This window comes from Microbacterium sp. NPDC080005 (genome assembly GCF_040702445.1).
GTDB classification, from domain to species: domain Bacteria; phylum Actinomycetota; class Actinomycetes; order Actinomycetales; family Microbacteriaceae; genus Microbacterium; species Microbacterium oleivorans_D.
The window spans coordinates 472,466-486,367 of the sequence record NZ_JBFBLD010000001.1; the positions used below are offsets into that span (position 1 = coordinate 472,466).

At 70.8% G+C, this 13,902-nt stretch carries 16 protein-coding genes; 7 read left to right on the plus strand and 9 right to left on the minus strand.

Annotated features, from left to right (window positions below; all coding sequences use genetic code 11):
• The first annotated feature begins 14 nt into the window (after positions 1-14).
• Positions 15-1,709 carry an AAA family ATPase gene (locus tag AB0259_RS02270; RefSeq protein ID WP_366220915.1) on the plus strand — a complete coding sequence of 565 codons (1,695 nt, stop codon included), beginning with the start codon at positions 15-17 and terminating at the stop codon, positions 1,707-1,709.
• On the opposite strand, the gene AB0259_RS02275 is transcribed toward AB0259_RS02270, so the two are convergent.
• Positions 1,618-1,992, minus strand: a complete 375-nt coding sequence (locus tag AB0259_RS02275; protein WP_366220913.1) for an antibiotic biosynthesis monooxygenase — start codon at positions 1,990-1,992, stop codon at positions 1,618-1,620. The two genes, AB0259_RS02270 and AB0259_RS02275, sit on opposite strands and share 92 nt — an antisense overlap.
• A 13-nt stretch (positions 1,993-2,005) precedes the next feature.
• Entirely contained in the window at positions 2,006-2,197 is a 192-nt protein-coding gene (locus AB0259_RS02280; RefSeq protein ID WP_366235757.1) for a DUF1272 domain-containing protein, read from the minus strand.
• A 106-nt stretch (positions 2,198-2,303) separates the two neighbouring features.
• Here AB0259_RS02280 and AB0259_RS02285 point away from each other — a divergent pair, with 106 nt between their 5' ends.
• Positions 2,304-3,146 (plus strand): hypothetical protein, encoded by an 843-nt coding sequence (locus AB0259_RS02285; RefSeq protein ID WP_366220911.1) that lies wholly within the window; start codon positions 2,304-2,306, stop codon positions 3,144-3,146.
• Here the strand turns inward: AB0259_RS02285 and AB0259_RS02290 are convergent, their stop codons facing one another.
• Both AB0259_RS02290 and AB0259_RS02295 read right to left on the minus strand, forming a co-directional pair.
• Entirely contained in the window at positions 3,147-3,416 is a 270-nt protein-coding gene (locus AB0259_RS02290; RefSeq protein WP_366220910.1) for a hypothetical protein, read from the minus strand.
• A gap of 105 nt (positions 3,417-3,521) precedes the next feature.
• Positions 3,522-4,403, minus strand: coding sequence for a LysR family transcriptional regulator ArgP (locus AB0259_RS02295; protein WP_366220908.1), 882 nt, complete (start codon positions 4,401-4,403; stop codon positions 3,522-3,524).
• 77 nt (positions 4,404-4,480) lie between these two features.
• Between AB0259_RS02295 and AB0259_RS02300 the strand changes: the two genes are divergently transcribed.
• The gene (locus AB0259_RS02300) at positions 4,481-5,149 is read left to right on the plus strand and encodes a LysE/ArgO family amino acid transporter (protein WP_366220907.1); all 669 of its coding nucleotides are present in this window, start codon (positions 4,481-4,483) and stop codon (positions 5,147-5,149) included.
• 15 nt (positions 5,150-5,164) lie between these two features.
• Here AB0259_RS02300 and AB0259_RS02305 read toward each other — a convergent pair whose 3' ends face one another.
• The gene (locus tag AB0259_RS02305) at positions 5,165-5,530 is read right to left on the minus strand and encodes an Lsr2 family protein (protein ID WP_251579665.1); all 366 of its coding nucleotides are present in this window, start codon (positions 5,528-5,530) and stop codon (positions 5,165-5,167) included.
• A 28-nt stretch (positions 5,531-5,558) separates the two neighbouring features.
• Positions 5,559-6,407 (minus strand): LuxR C-terminal-related transcriptional regulator, encoded by an 849-nt coding sequence (locus AB0259_RS02310; protein ID WP_366220905.1) that lies wholly within the window; start codon positions 6,405-6,407, stop codon positions 5,559-5,561.
• Between the two features lie 125 nt (positions 6,408-6,532).
• Here AB0259_RS02310 and AB0259_RS02315 point away from each other — a divergent pair, with 125 nt between their 5' ends.
• Together AB0259_RS02315 and AB0259_RS02320 are read left to right on the plus strand one after the other, a co-directional pair.
• On the plus strand, positions 6,533-6,883 hold the full coding sequence (locus tag AB0259_RS02315; RefSeq protein ID WP_251579669.1) for a DUF485 domain-containing protein: 351 nt from the start codon (positions 6,533-6,535) through the stop codon (positions 6,881-6,883).
• Positions 6,880-8,499 (plus strand): sodium/solute symporter, encoded by a 1,620-nt coding sequence (locus tag AB0259_RS02320; protein WP_366220903.1) that lies wholly within the window; start codon positions 6,880-6,882, stop codon positions 8,497-8,499. The genes AB0259_RS02315 and AB0259_RS02320 overlap by 4 nt, the downstream gene beginning before the upstream one ends.
• 57 nt (positions 8,500-8,556) lie before the next feature.
• Here AB0259_RS02320 and AB0259_RS02325 read toward each other — a convergent pair whose 3' ends face one another.
• Complete coding sequence (locus tag AB0259_RS02325) at positions 8,557-9,081, minus strand: methylated-DNA--[protein]-cysteine S-methyltransferase (protein WP_366220901.1); 525 nt, start codon at positions 9,079-9,081, stop codon at positions 8,557-8,559.
• A gap of 194 nt (positions 9,082-9,275) precedes the next feature.
• Here AB0259_RS02325 and AB0259_RS02330 point away from each other — a divergent pair, with 194 nt between their 5' ends.
• Complete coding sequence (locus AB0259_RS02330; RefSeq protein WP_366220899.1) at positions 9,276-12,968, plus strand: AAA family ATPase; 3,693 nt, start codon at positions 9,276-9,278, stop codon at positions 12,966-12,968.
• Positions 12,958-13,134: a hypothetical protein gene (locus AB0259_RS02335; RefSeq protein ID WP_251579677.1), complete on the plus strand. Its 177-nt coding sequence runs from the start codon at positions 12,958-12,960 to the stop codon at positions 13,132-13,134. The genes AB0259_RS02330 and AB0259_RS02335 overlap by 11 nt, the downstream gene beginning before the upstream one ends.
• 4 nt (positions 13,135-13,138) lie before the next feature.
• Here the strand turns inward: AB0259_RS02335 and mscL are convergent, their stop codons facing one another.
• Both mscL and AB0259_RS02345 read right to left on the minus strand, forming a co-directional pair.
• Positions 13,139-13,594, minus strand: coding sequence for a large conductance mechanosensitive channel protein MscL (mscL, locus tag AB0259_RS02340; RefSeq protein WP_251579685.1), 456 nt, complete (start codon positions 13,592-13,594; stop codon positions 13,139-13,141).
• Positions 13,595-13,626: 32 nt separating this feature from the next.
• Positions 13,627-13,899 (minus strand): FmdB family zinc ribbon protein, encoded by a 273-nt coding sequence (locus tag AB0259_RS02345; RefSeq protein ID WP_251579687.1) that lies wholly within the window; start codon positions 13,897-13,899, stop codon positions 13,627-13,629.
• Between the last annotated feature and the right edge of the window lie 3 nt (positions 13,900-13,902).

Here is a 13,902-nt window from a genome sequence, read left to right on the forward strand (position 1 = left end):
CGCGAGAGGAACCCATGAGCACTGGCAGTGAACCGGCACGTGCGTTTGCGCACGTCAGCGGGGGGTCGGCACGGTTCACGACGCTCGACGGCGTCGATCAGGTGCTCGACGCCGTCGACGCGGACGGCGTCCGGCGGCTCATCGTCGATCGGGTGAGAGCGGATGCCGCGGCCACCGGCATCCCCGTCGAGCTGCACACCAGTGGCGACCGCGGTGAGCACCTCCTCGTCATCGATCCGTCCGGCGATATCGACGTCGAGGTCGACGACCGCACGGTCACGCGCGCGGAGCTGAGACAGCAGGCGTGGTGGACCACCGACCCGGCCCCCGCCGACGAGGAGGATGCGGGAGCAGAGGACGAGCAGGACGCCGCCGTCGTCGAGCCGGCCGGTGAGCCCGGCCTCGTCGACGAGGTCCCCGCGTTCTTCCCCGCGTCTCCGACGCCCGGAGACGAGACCGACGATCGCGCGCCGGTCTTCGACAGCGGCGACGACGACGACCTCGACGACGATGAGGCTCCCGCCGAGTGGGCGCCCGCCCGTGTGACCGAGATCCCCGCGGCCGCCCCTGCGACGGAAACCGGTCCCGTCGACGTCGCCCGCGAGTCCTTCGATGCCGAGGATGACGCGGTACCCGAGCCGGAGCCGGCACCTGAGCCCGACGCGACGCCCGAGCCCGACGAGACGCCCGAGCCGGATTCCCAGCCCGAGCTCGAGTCCGCGGCGGAATCCGAGCCCGCCACCGCGGAGGCGGCCCCGTCGCCGGAGACGCCGTTCGAGGGTTCCGCCGCGGACGGCGCTCGCCCGTCGTTCATCGAGCCGCCCACGAACCACCCCGCACAGGTGACCGGCTGGCGGTCCTTCTTCGTGCGGCTCGGCATCAAGATCCCTCCCTCCAAAGCCGAGCTCGAGCGCGCGGAGCGCGAGAGGACGGTCTCCCGCCAGTGGGCCGGATGCCGCGCCATCGCCGTCGCCAACGGCAAGGGCGGCGTCGGCAAGACGATGACGACGGCCGTCCTGTCGGCGGTGTTCGCCCGCCACGGCGGAGGCAACGTCCTCGCCTGGGACAACAACGACACCCGTGGCACCCTCGGGTGGCGCACCGAGCAGGGCGACTACGACACGACGATCCGCGACCTGCTCCCCGAAGCAACGCGGCTGCTCGAGGCGACGGCATCCGTCTCCGACATCGCACGATTCGTCCACCACCAGTCCGTCGACCGCTACGACGTGCTGCGGTCGAACCCCGAGCTGCTGGCCGCCGACCAGCGCATCACGACCGCCGACTTCGATCTGCTCGCACAGGTCGCGGCGCGGTACTACCGCATGGTCATCTTCGACTCCGGCAATGACGAGTCCGCCGACCGCTGGCTGCGCATGATCGACTCCGCGCACCAGCTGGTCGTCCCGACGCTGGCTGCCCCTGAGTCGGCGGAGTCGGCGGCGCTCCTTCTCGACGCGCTGCGCAAGCGGGATGAGCACTCCCGACGTCTCGCCGACGGTGCCGTCGTCGTGGTCGGTCAATCCGAACGCGCCGGCATCGGTGCCGCGCAGCGCATCGCTGCCGGGTTCGAGGGGCACGTGCGCGCCGTCGAGATCATTCCCTTCGACGATGCCCTCAAGGCGGGGCGGATCCGCTACGACGCCCTGCAGTCCCGCACGAAGGACGCCTGGATGCGCGCCGCCGCCGCCGTCGCGGACGGGCTGTAAGCCAGCGAGCGGGCCCGCGGAAGCTCTCGATCGGACGCTCGTCCCACGTCGTGAACGGATCGTCGCCCACCTCGGCCATGAGCGCGGGACGCGCGGCAGCCGCGGACTCCGCGGATTCCCACAGCGCGATCCCGACGAGGCGGCCGCCCTCGTCGTCGACCACACCCGTCCACTCGAGCCCGGGCTGCTCACGGGCGACCCGGCTGTAACGGCGCATCGAGTCGATCACCGCGTCGCGGTGTTCCGGCTTGGGTGAATGGACGGAGATCACGGCGAACGTCATGCCCGGCAGTCAATCACCCGTCGGCGGGGCGGACCACCCGTGTCGGCCGCCGCTGCAGGTCGCCGCCGCAGTTCGGGCAGACGTGTCCGGGGAATCCATCGCGGCATTCGGCGCACCACGTGCACTCGTACGAGCAGATGTACGCCTCACCCCCCGGCGGCAGATCGCACGCACAGGATTCGCAGGTCGGGCGCATCTCCAGCATCTCCCGACGATAGGACGGGCGACGAGCTCGTCGCGGGCCGACACCTGCCGCCCAGCGGCAGAATCCTGCCGATTCCGTCGCGCCCGACGTGGGGGAGGATGGGCAGATGACCGGCGAGACGGACGACACGCGGCTGATCGAGATCGCCGCGCGGCTGAGCGTGGCTCCCGCCGGTGATTTCGTCGCGTTGCGCACCGCGGCCGCGGCGGAGGCTTCCGACAAGGCTCTCGCGACGGCGATCAAGAAGCTCCGGAAGCCCGTCCTCGCCGCCTGGGTCGTCAACCTGCTCGCGTCCGATGACGCCGACGCGCTCACCCCGGCCGCCGACCTCGCAGACGAGTTCCGGGAGGCAGTGGATGCCGGCGACGCCCGCGCTCTCACCGATCTCAGCCGCCGTCGTCGCAGCATCCTCCGCGACCTCGTCGACCGCGCCGTGAAGCGTGCGGGCGAGCGCGGTGTGGAGGTGGGCGGCGCCGTCCGCATCGCGGTGGAGCAGACCCTCGACGCCGCGCTGCGGGATCCGGATGCCGCGGCCGCCGTCTCGAGTGGGCGGCTGCTGCGCCCCATCGAGGCCACGGGAATGGACGCGCCCGACCTCACCGACGCGGTCTCGGGCCCGTTCGAGGTCGGAACAGCCCGGCCGGAGCCGAACGATGAGCTCGCCGAGCGCCGCGCCGCGCGTGATGCCGCTCGCGCGGCAGCCGAGGCTCGTCGCCACGCCGAGAGCGCCGAGCGCGACCTCGCCCGTGTCGAGGAGGACTGGCGGAAGGCGCAGGAGCGCACGGCGTCGCTCGAGGATCGTCTCGCCGAACTCGATCGCGAGCGGGCTCGGCTCGAGGACGACATCGCGCGGGCCCGCGACGCTCACACCGACCTCACGGAGCAACGCCGACGCGCGCGCGAGGCGGCGAGAAAGGCGAGATCGGCTGCGGAGCGGGTGCGAGAGTGATCAGCCGCGGGCGCGGTGCTGATCGAGCGCGGTCGTCGCCGTGGACCAGACCAGGGTCTGAGCGACCTCCTCGGCACGGTCGTACCGCGGACCGCTGAGGACCACGAACACCGCTCCGACGACGTCGATGAAACCCGCCACCTCACCCGCGATCCGGACCTCGTAGCGGTCTTCCGCGATCAGGTCCCATTGGATGCGCGATGCGCGCGGCGGGGCGTCGGCGGGCCGACGAGTCGGCAATGCACGCAGCGTCTCCGAATCCACGTACATGTTCCGCACCTCATCCCGCTCGCCCAGTCGACAAAGATCCCAGGTGACCACCATGGACCGGGAGCAGGGGCGGGCAGAGGGGATTGACGACGCGCGACCCGCGCGCTACGCGATCGCCGGCGACCGCTCGGCCGCTTCTCGGACAGCGGATGTGACGGTGTCGAGCAACCGGGAGGCGAGGTTCCACCGCTGCCAGAACAGCGGAACCTCGATCGTGTCATCGGCGAGGACGACGAGGGTCCCATCAGCCACGCCGGCCTCGAACTGGCCCGGGAGCAGCATTCCCCACCCGAGCCCGATCGTGATCGCGTGCGCGAACTCGGCCGACGCACTGATGATGTGCCGGGGCGCGTCGCGTCGTGCGCCGTGCCGGCGCGCGAACGCGCCCTGCAGCGTGTCGTGGCGGTCGAAGTCCACTCTGGGCGCCGTCTCGAGCGCAGTGCGGCCGAGGCCGTCGGGGAACCAGCGATCGGCGAAGTCGCGCGTCGCCACGGCGGTGTAGCGCATCCGGCCGAGCGGTGAGGCGACGCATCCGGCGACGGGTTCGCGCTGCGAGGTGACCGCCGCCATCACCGTCCCCGCCGCGAGGAGCTGCGCCGTCCGTTCCTGGTCCTCGCGGTGGAGCTCGAATGTGACGGCGTGCTCCGCGGTGACCGCCGTCAGCGCCGGAAGGAACCACGTGATCAACGAATCGGCATTGACGGCGAGCGGCACGAGCGGCGTCCCGGTCTCGTCGCCGAGGGCAGCGCGGGCATCGTGCTCCAGGAGGTCCAGCTGGCGGGCGAGCCGCACCAGCGGTTCGCCCGCCTCGGTGGCCGTCACCGGCTTGGTCCGTCGTAGCACCACACGCCCGACGCGCTGCTCGATCACACGGATCCGCTGACTCACCGCGCTGGGGGTGATGCCGAGTCGAGCCGCCGCACGGTCAAGGGTGCCTGCGTCGACGGCGGCGGCCAGCGTGCGCAGGTGCTCGAGCGGGATGTCCATGCCCGCGAGCCTAATGAAGCTTTACTTCACATCGTGCAGAATCCTTCGCTGTACTGCATGCGCCTTCCACACCTACCGTGAGAGCTGTGACCCCCGAATTCGTCGCTCTGCTCTCCGGCCTCGGCCTCTGCCTCGGTCTCATCGTCTCCATCGGCGCCCAGAACGCGATCGTGCTGCGGCAGGGGCTGCGGCGCGAGCACGTGGGGATCGTCGTCCTGGTCTGCGTCGTGAGCGACGCGATCCTGCAGACCCTGGGCGTCGCCGGCGTCGCGACCCTCGTCACCGCGCACCCCTGGCTCGAGACCATCGCCCGATGGGCGGGCGCGGCGTTCATCGTCGGGTTCGCCGTCGTGAGCGCGCGTCGCGCATGGCGCGGCGGCGGAAGCCTCGAAGCCGCGGAGCCGGAGGCCCCGACGGATGCCGCGGCTCCGGGTGCGGTCCTCGTGCGCCCTCGGGCGGCGACCCGCACGGCGACGCTCCTCACGATCCTCGCCGTGACCTGGCTCAACCCTCACGCCATCGTCGAGACCACTGTCGTGCTCGGGTCCGTGGCGGCCACCCACGGCGATGCGCGGTGGTACTTCCTCGCAGGCGGCATCGCGGGGAGCACGCTCTGGTTCGTGCTCTTCGGTTATGGAGCGCGCTACCTCGCGCCGCTCCTGCGAACCGCACGTGCATGGCGGATCCTCGACGGCGGCATCGCCGTCGTCATGCTGGTGATCGCCGTGAGCCTCATCCTCGGCTGAGAGGGCTCGCCGCGGTCAGTGCGCGGCGTCGTACGCGTCGAGCACCTGGGCCGGGACGCGTCCGCGCTCGGACACCTGGTAGCCGTTCTTGGCCGCCCACTCGCGGATGGGCGCGTAGTCGCGCTGGCCGGCCCGCTTCTGCTGGCGACCGCCGCCGTTCGACGAGGTCGTCGTGCGGGCGGTCGTCGCGCGCGACGAGACACGGCGCGCTGCGTCGATGTAGGGAGCGAGCACGTCGCGCAGGGCGGTGGCATTGTCGTGGGTGAGGTCGATCTCGTAGGCGGTGCCGTCGAGCGAGAAGAGGACGGTCTCCCCGTCGCCGACCTCGAGGACGGTGCCGTCCAGGTCGTCGACGAGCTGATGCACGATTTTGCGAGCCATGCGCTCACCCTAGTGGCGCGGGTGCCCGCTACGGCAGAAGGCCGGCACGGCGCGCCTTGGCGACCGCGGCGTGCCGGGTCGAGGCATCCAGCTTCGCCATCGCCGCCTGCAGGTACGACTTGACCGTCCCCTCGCGCAGCGACAGCGACGCGGCGATCTCGGCGTTCGTGGCGCCGAGGGCGCAGCAGGCCAGCACGTCGAGCTCGCGAGGGGAGAGCGTCACATCCAGTGCCGCCTCGGCGGGTGCGGGCCGCGACATCCCGGCCAGACGTCGCTCGACCGCCGCGATCCGCTGCCGGAGATCCGGATCGGTGACGGATGCCGCGATGCTCCGCAACTCGGCGTAGCTCTCCCGCAGGTCCTCCTGGGCGGAGGCGGGGAGAGCGGGCTCGGCGGGCTGAAGGGCAGCGACGCGCCGGTCGACCTCTTCACGGACCCGCAGCTCGGTGGCGAGCATGTCGGCGGCGCGGAAGGCGGGTCGGCTGACGAGATCGCCGACGGGGCCGGGCGTCCACGATCCGCAGTAGACGATGCCGCGGGGACGCCCGGTGACGACCACCGGAACGGCCAGGAGGGTGGAGATGCCCTCTCCGAGGATGGCGCGGTCGTAATCGTGGGTGATCGTCCGCGCCGTCCGATAGTCGAGCGCGAGACGCGGACGCTTCTCGATCATGGCGGCCCCGCCCAGCCCTCGGCCCGCTTCGACGACGAGCCCCTCGATGCTGCGCGTGCGCGCCCCCGAGATCGCCGTCACGTGGACAGCGCCGCCGCGTTCGAGACCGCCGAAGACGACGGGGAAGCGCGTCTGACGGGCCAGATCGGACACGGCTCGGGAGACGAGCCGCGTGTCCGCGTCGCTCTCGACCGACGATCCCACGCGTACCTACTTCCGGGGGTGACGGCACCTCTGCCGCCTTCGTACGGTCGAACCTACCACGCGGCTGATTCTCAGGAACGGCCCGTGCGAGCACCGTCGCTCACCCCATGAGGCAAGGAGGCCACATGTCGTCCCAGTCACCCCACAGAGGCGTGGAGGGGAGTGCCATCGACTACGTCGCGGTCGAACGATCGCCGCGGTTCGTCGAGCTGAAGAAGAAGCACCGCAGCGTGGTCTTCCCGCTGGCCGTGCTGTTCCTCCTCTGGTACTTCGTCTACGTCCTGCTCTCGTCGTTCGCCCCGGACTTCATGGCGCAGGAGGTGTTCGGCCACATCACCATCGGCCTGCTCCTGGGTCTCGGTCAGTTCGTCACCACGTTCGCGATCACGATGGGCTACGTCGCGTTCGCGAACCGCCGGCTCGACCCGATCTCCTCCGAGATCCGCGCCGACCTCGAGAGGCAGGAAGCCCGATGAGCCCGATCCTCCTCGCCGCGGCACCCACCGGAGCGGCCGAGAACAACCCCGTCCTCAACATCTCGATCTTCGGCGCGTTCGTCGCGGTGACCCTGTTCATCGTCATCCGCGCGAGCCGCAACAACAAGACGGCCGCCGACTACTACGCGGCCGGCCGCTCCTTCACCGGCCCCCAGAACGGATTCGCCATCGCCGGCGACTACCTGTCGGCGGCATCCTTCCTGGGCATCGTCGGCGCCATCGCCATCAACGGGTACGACGGATTCCTCTACTCGATCGGCTTCCTCGTCGCGTGGCTCGTCGCCCTGCTCCTGGTCGCCGAACTCATGCGCAACACCGGCAAGTTCACGATGGCCGACGTGCTGTCGTTCCGTCTGAAGCAGCGCCCGGTGCGGCTCGCCGCCGCGATCACGACGCTCGCCGTGTGCTTCTTCTACCTCCTCGCCCAGATGGCAGGCGCCGGCGGGCTCGTCTCGCTGCTGCTGGGAATCACGGAGCAGATCGGTCAGTCGATCGTCGTCGCCGTCGTCGGCGTGCTGATGATCGTCTACGTCCTCATCGGTGGCATGAAGGGCACGACGTGGGTGCAGATCGTCAAGGCGTTCCTCCTCATCGGCGGCGCCATCGTCATGACGATCTGGGTCCTCGCGATCAACGGGTTCAGCCTCGACACGCTCCTCGAGGCGGCCGTGCAGAAGTCGACGACCGATCCGCAGGACGCGATCCTCGGTCCCGGCCTGCAGTACGGGGCCAATCCGTGGGACTTCATCTCCCTCGCGATCGCGCTCGTGCTCGGCACTGCGGGTCTGCCTCACGTCCTGATGCGGTTCTACACCGTCCCGACGGCCAAGGAGGCGCGTCGTTCGGTGGTCTGGGCGATCTGGCTGATCGGACTCTTCTACCTGCTGACGCTGGTCCTCGGCTACGGCGCCGGCGCCATCGTCGGATCCGAGACGATCAAGGCGGCACCCGGTGGCGTCAACTCGGCGGCACCGCTGCTCGCGGCGGCGCTCGGCGGGCCGGTCCTGCTCGGCTTCATCTCGGCTGTCGCGTTCGCCACGATCCTCGCCGTCGTCGCAGGACTCACGATCACCGCGGCCGCGTCCTTCGCGCACGACATCTACGCGAACGTCGTGAAGAAGGGGAACGTCCCGCCGGACGGCGAGGTGAAGGTGGCCCGTCGCACGGTGATCGTGATCGGCGTGCTGGCGATCCTCGGCGGGATCGGCGTGCAGGGACAGAACGTCGCGTTCCTCGTGGCGTTGGCCTTCGCCGTCGCGGCCTCGGCGAACCTGCCGACGATCCTGTACTCCCTGTTCTGGCGCAAGTTCACGACGCGCGGCGCCGTGTGGAGCATGTACGGCGGCCTCGCGACCGCCATCGTGCTCATCGTCCTGTCGCCGGTGTTCTGGGGCACCGAGACGAGTGTGTTCAAGAACGTCGGGACGGCGATCTGGCCGCTCAACAACCCGGGCATCATCTCGATCCCGGTGGGCTTCCTGCTCGGCTGGATCGGGTCCGTCACTTCCCGCAAGGCGGAGGACGCGACGAAGGCGGCGGAGATGGAGGTCCGCTCGCTCACCGGCTACGGCGCCGAGAAGGCGGTCGACCACTAAGCGCGCACGCCGCGGCGAGGCGGGCAGGGACGGCCTACACGTCCCTGCCCGCCTCCGTCATGTGCGGCCCGTCGAACCGGCGACCCGCTCCTCGAGGTCGAGGAGGAACCGCTTGTGCTCCGGCCGGCCGCCGTATTCGCCGAGCGACCCGTCGCTGCGGATCACCCGGTGGGCAGGCAGCACGATCGACCAGGGCGTACGGGCGCACGCGGTCCCCACCGCGCGGTGCGCCCGCGGCGACCCCGCGACCACGGCGATCTCGGCGTACGAGGCCGTCTCGCCGTACGGGACCTCGACGATGGCCTCGAGGGCCCGTCGGGTGAACCCGCCGGTCAGGCGCCAATCGAGCGGCACCGTGAACGCCCGTCGAGTGCCGGCGAAGTACTCGTCGAGCTCTTCCGCCGCCCTCGAGGACGGACCGTCGTCGGGGGTCGGCACGGCGTGCAGCAGCATGCTGAGCCGCGAGACCTCCGCGTAGGCCGGGCCGTCGAGGACCGACAACGCGACCAGGCCCGCCTCGGTCGTCACCAGGAGGGCCTCGCCGATCGGTGTCCGGTGCACCGAGTAGGTTGCGATCGTCATGACCACATCATGGCTGTCGGGTCCGCGTGTCGAGAGCGGGGGAGGGTGCGGGCGGTGACAGGCGGCATCCCGCCCCGGTTGTGGAGGAAAGTCCGCCCGCGCGGCCACCGATCCGCGAAACTCGGCCGTCGATCCCGCTTTCCCAGCCTGACGCGCCTAGTGTTTTCGGTGTGTGGCGAGCAGAGAGCGGTGCTGTGCGCGGCGAGAGTGCCGAGCAGATGCCCGCGGTGACCCCGGCGGACGTGACCCTGTCCGACCCCGAGGTGCTCGTCATGCACGCCGCGGTCCCGGAGCGCAAACGACTGCGCGAGGAGGCCGCCCAGCTGGGTGGTCCCTCGACGCTGCTGCACTACCGTGACGACGGCGATGCCGGCATCGACATCACCAAGGCGCATCCCGGCAGCCTCCCGCAGTTCATCACGGGGCGCCCGACACTGCTGTCGAACATGTTCCGAGACGAGGTGGCCCTCCGGACGGCGCGTCTGGCCGCTGAGCGCATCACGTCCAAGGACGTCGAACTGCGCACCGCGCGCGGGCTCGACACGGTGCACCTCGCGATCGGCATGGCCTCCTGGCGGATCGGCGGCGTGAGCTGCACCGCTCCCGTGCTGCTGCGTCCGCTGACGATCCGCCGGCACCACACCGATTTCGATCTGAGACTGCACGGCCCCTTCCATGTCAACCGCGAGCTGGTCACGGCCGCGCGCATCCACTTCGGCGTCGACCTGGACGGCGAGGCGCTCGCCGCGCTCGCCTACGACGGCGGGGTGTTCCAGCCCCAGCCCGTCATCGACCGACTGCGTGCCCTGACCGCGCACGTGCCCACCTTCACCGTGCAGCCGCGTCTGGTGGTCTCGACGTTCGCCGACGTCGCCTCCGACATGGAACGGGATGCCGTCGACCTCGACCACCCCGTCCTCAACGCGCTCGCCGGCCACCCGGCAGATCGCGAGCGTCTCTCGTTCGTCCGTCCCCAGCCCGACGCGGTCAGCCCCGACGATCGCACGCCCGCCTCGGATCGGCTGATCCTCGACGCGGATGCGGAGCAGGAGGCGGTTCTCGCCCGCATCACCGAGGGACAGTCGCTCGCCGTCCACACCCTTCCCGGAACCGGCGGGACCCAGACCGTCATCAACGCGGTCGGCGAGCTGGTCCGCTCAGGCAAGCGCGTGCTGGTCGTCAGCGCCCGTCGGTCGACCCTCGACGGCGTGCGTCACCGTCTCGCCGGGATCGGCCTGCCCGGCCTCGCCGTCTCGCCCACCCGGTTGCACCGCGACCTCATCCGCGCGATCGCGCGCAACGAGAAGGCGGAGCAGCCCAAGGTCGCCGAAGTGGACGACGCGCTCGTGCGCCTGCGCACCGTGCTGCGCGACTATCGCGCCGCGCTCACGCAGCGCCACGCCTCAGTGGGTGTCTCGCCGCTCGAGGCACTGCGCGAGCTGACGCGCATCGCCGAGCACGAGCCGCAGCCCACCGCGACCGCGCGCTTCGACCTCGCGACCGTGCAGCGTCTCGCGACGCGACGCGTCGAGGCGGCAGAGGCCCTCGCGGCATCCGCTCGACTCGGAGAGTTCCGGATCGGGCCCGACGACTCGCCCTGGTACGGGGTGGCGTTCTCGACGACGGACGAGGCGCGGGCCGCGCACGCCCTCGCCGGTCGCCTGCACCGCGCCGAGGTCCCCGCCCTCCTCGAGCGCGGCTACGAACTCATCGGTCAGACGCGGATGCGGCCGTTCACGACGATCGCCGAGATGGGCTCGTACGTGCAGCTGCTGCAGGGCATCCGCGCGTCGCTCGACCGCTTCAGCCCCACCGTGTTCGAGCGCCCCCTCACGGATCTGATCGCCGCGCACTCGTCGCGTCGTGACTCCGCCCAGATGACGACGGCGAACCGCCGCCGCCTGCGTCGGCTGTCGAAGGAGTACGTGCGGCCCGGCATGCACGTCACCGACATGCACGAAGCCCTGCTGCGGGTGCAGAACCAGCGCACGCAGTGGCAGCAGCTCGTCGACGCGGGGGTCGTCCCCGAGATCCCGATCGGCCTCGACGACGTCGCGGCCGCCTGGCAGCGGGCGAACGCCGACCTCGCCGACCTCGACCGGGCACTCGGGCGCTCGGAAGGGTTGGCCGGCCTGCCGATCCCGGAGCTGCTCCGCACGCTCGCCGGGCTCGCCGCGGCATCCGACGTCTTCGACAACCTCGTCGAGCGGGCGGCACTGCGCAGCGAGCTCGCCCAGCTGGGTCTCGAGCCGCTCCTCATGGAGCTGTCGACGCGGCACGTGCCGGAGTCCGAGGTCGCCGCCGAGTTCGAGTACGCCTGGTGGCGCTCCGCGCTCGAAGCCATGCTGCGGTCGGACCGAGCTCTGCTCGGCGCGAACACGACCGTCCTCGATCGGCTCGAGCGCGACTTCCGCCTCGTCGACGAAGCACACGCCTCGTCATCCGGGCCGCTGCTGGCCTCCGAGCTGGCCAAGCGGTGGCGGATCGCCATCGTCGACGAGCCGCGCGAGGCCGCCTCGCTGAAGGCCGCGCTGCGCGGCGGGACGGCATCGGCATCGGAACTGGTCGCCTCCGCGCCCACCCTCATGCGCGTCCTGGCACCCGTGTGGCTCGCCTCTCCGTACGAGGTGCCGCACGTTCCGGACCACCCCGAGTTCGACGTCGTCATCATCGCCGACGCCGCAGCTCTGTGCCTCGCCGAAGCGACCCCCGCGCTGCGCCGTGCGCGCCAGGTCGTCGTTTTCGGTGACCCGGTGACGCAGCGGCCGACCCCCTTCCGGCTGTGGTCGGGACGCGGCGACGACCTCGACACCCCGGAGGTGCCGTTCGACGAGACGAGCGTGTTCGAGCGGCTCCGCGAGCTGATCCCGGTAGAGACCCTCACCCGCAGCTACCGCGCCGGCGGGGAGGACCTCGCCGAGCTCGTCAACGACGCGTTCTACGGCGGTGCGATCGGCTCACTGCCCTGGGCGGGCTCCTACCTCGGCCGCGGCAGCCTCAGCGTCGACTACGTCGAGGGCGGCACTGGAGCGCCGGACCCCGACACGGGCGCCGTCGAGAGTCCAGACGCCGAGGTCGCCCGCGTCGTGACCCTCGTCGTCGAGCACGCGATCAACCGTCCCGCCGAGTCGCTCATGGTGGTGACGGCCTCTGCGCGGCACGCGGAGCGCGTCCGCGCCGCCGTCGCCAGCGCCTTCGCGGGCCGGTCGGACGTCGCCGACTTCGTCGGGCGAGAGACCGCCGAGCCCTTCGCGGTGCTCGGCCTCGAGGAATCCGTCGCCGAGAGCCGCGACCGTGTCATCTTCTCGCTGGGGTTCGGCCTGACCAAGCACGGCCGTGTCCTCAGCGATTTCGGCGACCTGTCGACCCCCGACGGCGAACGACTGCTGACGGTCGGCATGACGCGCGCACGCCGTTCGATGGTGATCGTCTCGTCGATCCGTCCCTCGGCCTTCGACGAAGGACGTCTCACGTTCGGCGCCGCCACCCTCATGGCGATCCTCGGTCGGATCGCCGCCCGCGGGCGAGATGCACGACTCGAGGACCTGGCGGATCCGCTCACCCTGACGCTCGCCCAGCACCTGCGGAGCTTGGGCGTCTCGGTCGATGTGCACTATCGCGGCGGACAGTTGCCGCTCGTGGCGCAGTTCAAGGGCAAGGCCGTCGTCGCCGACATCGATCCTGAGACGACCCACGACAGCCTGCGCGAGACCCTCCGGCGGCGCCCTCAGCTGCTGCGCCGCCTGGGATGGCACTACGTGCGAGTCCACGCGTTCGACGTGTACAACGACCCGGCCGCTGTCGCCCTTCGCATCGCGGGGGTCATCGGGGTCCAGCCTGAGACGCCCTCGGCGCCCGGATCCACCCAGCCGATCGATGTCGACTGATCGCCAGCGCGTCGAACGGGTCCCGGGGTCGCGTCGCGCCAAGCTGACGCCTGCGCCGGGGACGGACCCGAGCCCCGAGACGAAGAACGGGCCGGACGCGGGTGAACCCCCGGCATCCGGCCCGAACGATGCGCGCATGCGGGACGATGTCCCGCCGCACTACTGACGCGTCAGATCGACGGCGACGGCGGTTCGCTCACCCGCGTGGGTGCTCCCGTTCCGCGCTGCTGCTCGAGCAGGTCGCGGATCTGGACGAGCAGCTCGGCCTCGGTCGGGAGCTTCGCCTCTTCCTCGACCACGCCGGCCTTGGCGGCCTGACGCTCCTTCCACTTGTTCATCGGGACGACGAACACCAGGTAGACGACGATCGCCACGGCGAAGAAGCTGATGATGGCGGTGAGCAGGCCACCGAGCGGGAAGACGACCGGATCGCCGTGAAGACCGGTGAAGCTGGGCCCCACCTTGTCGGAGTTCGGGTCCGGCTTGTAGAAGAGCTCGATCAGCGGGTTGATGATGCTGTTGACGATGGCCGTCACGAGAGCAGTGAACGCCGTGCCTATGACGACAGCGACCGCCAACTCGATGACGTTGCCGCGCATGATGAAGTCTTTGAAGCCCTGGATCATGGCTGTCCTCCCTCCGCCGGCACGGAGCCGGGCTACGAACCCGCGGGAGCGGGCGAAGCGGATGCTTCGGATTTCTTCGATGATGTCGAAGAACCCGAGCCCTCGCCAGAGGACGCGGGGGAGCTGGTGCTGCGCGAATCGGTGCGGTAGAAGCCCGAGCCGTTGAAGGTGACGCCGATCGAGCCGTACTGCTTGCGGACGAGCCCGCCGCACTCGGGGCATTCGGTGAGGGCGGCGTCGGAGAACGACTGGACGGCGTCGAAGCGGTGTCCGCACGCGGTGCAGGCATAGGCGTAGGTGGGCATGAG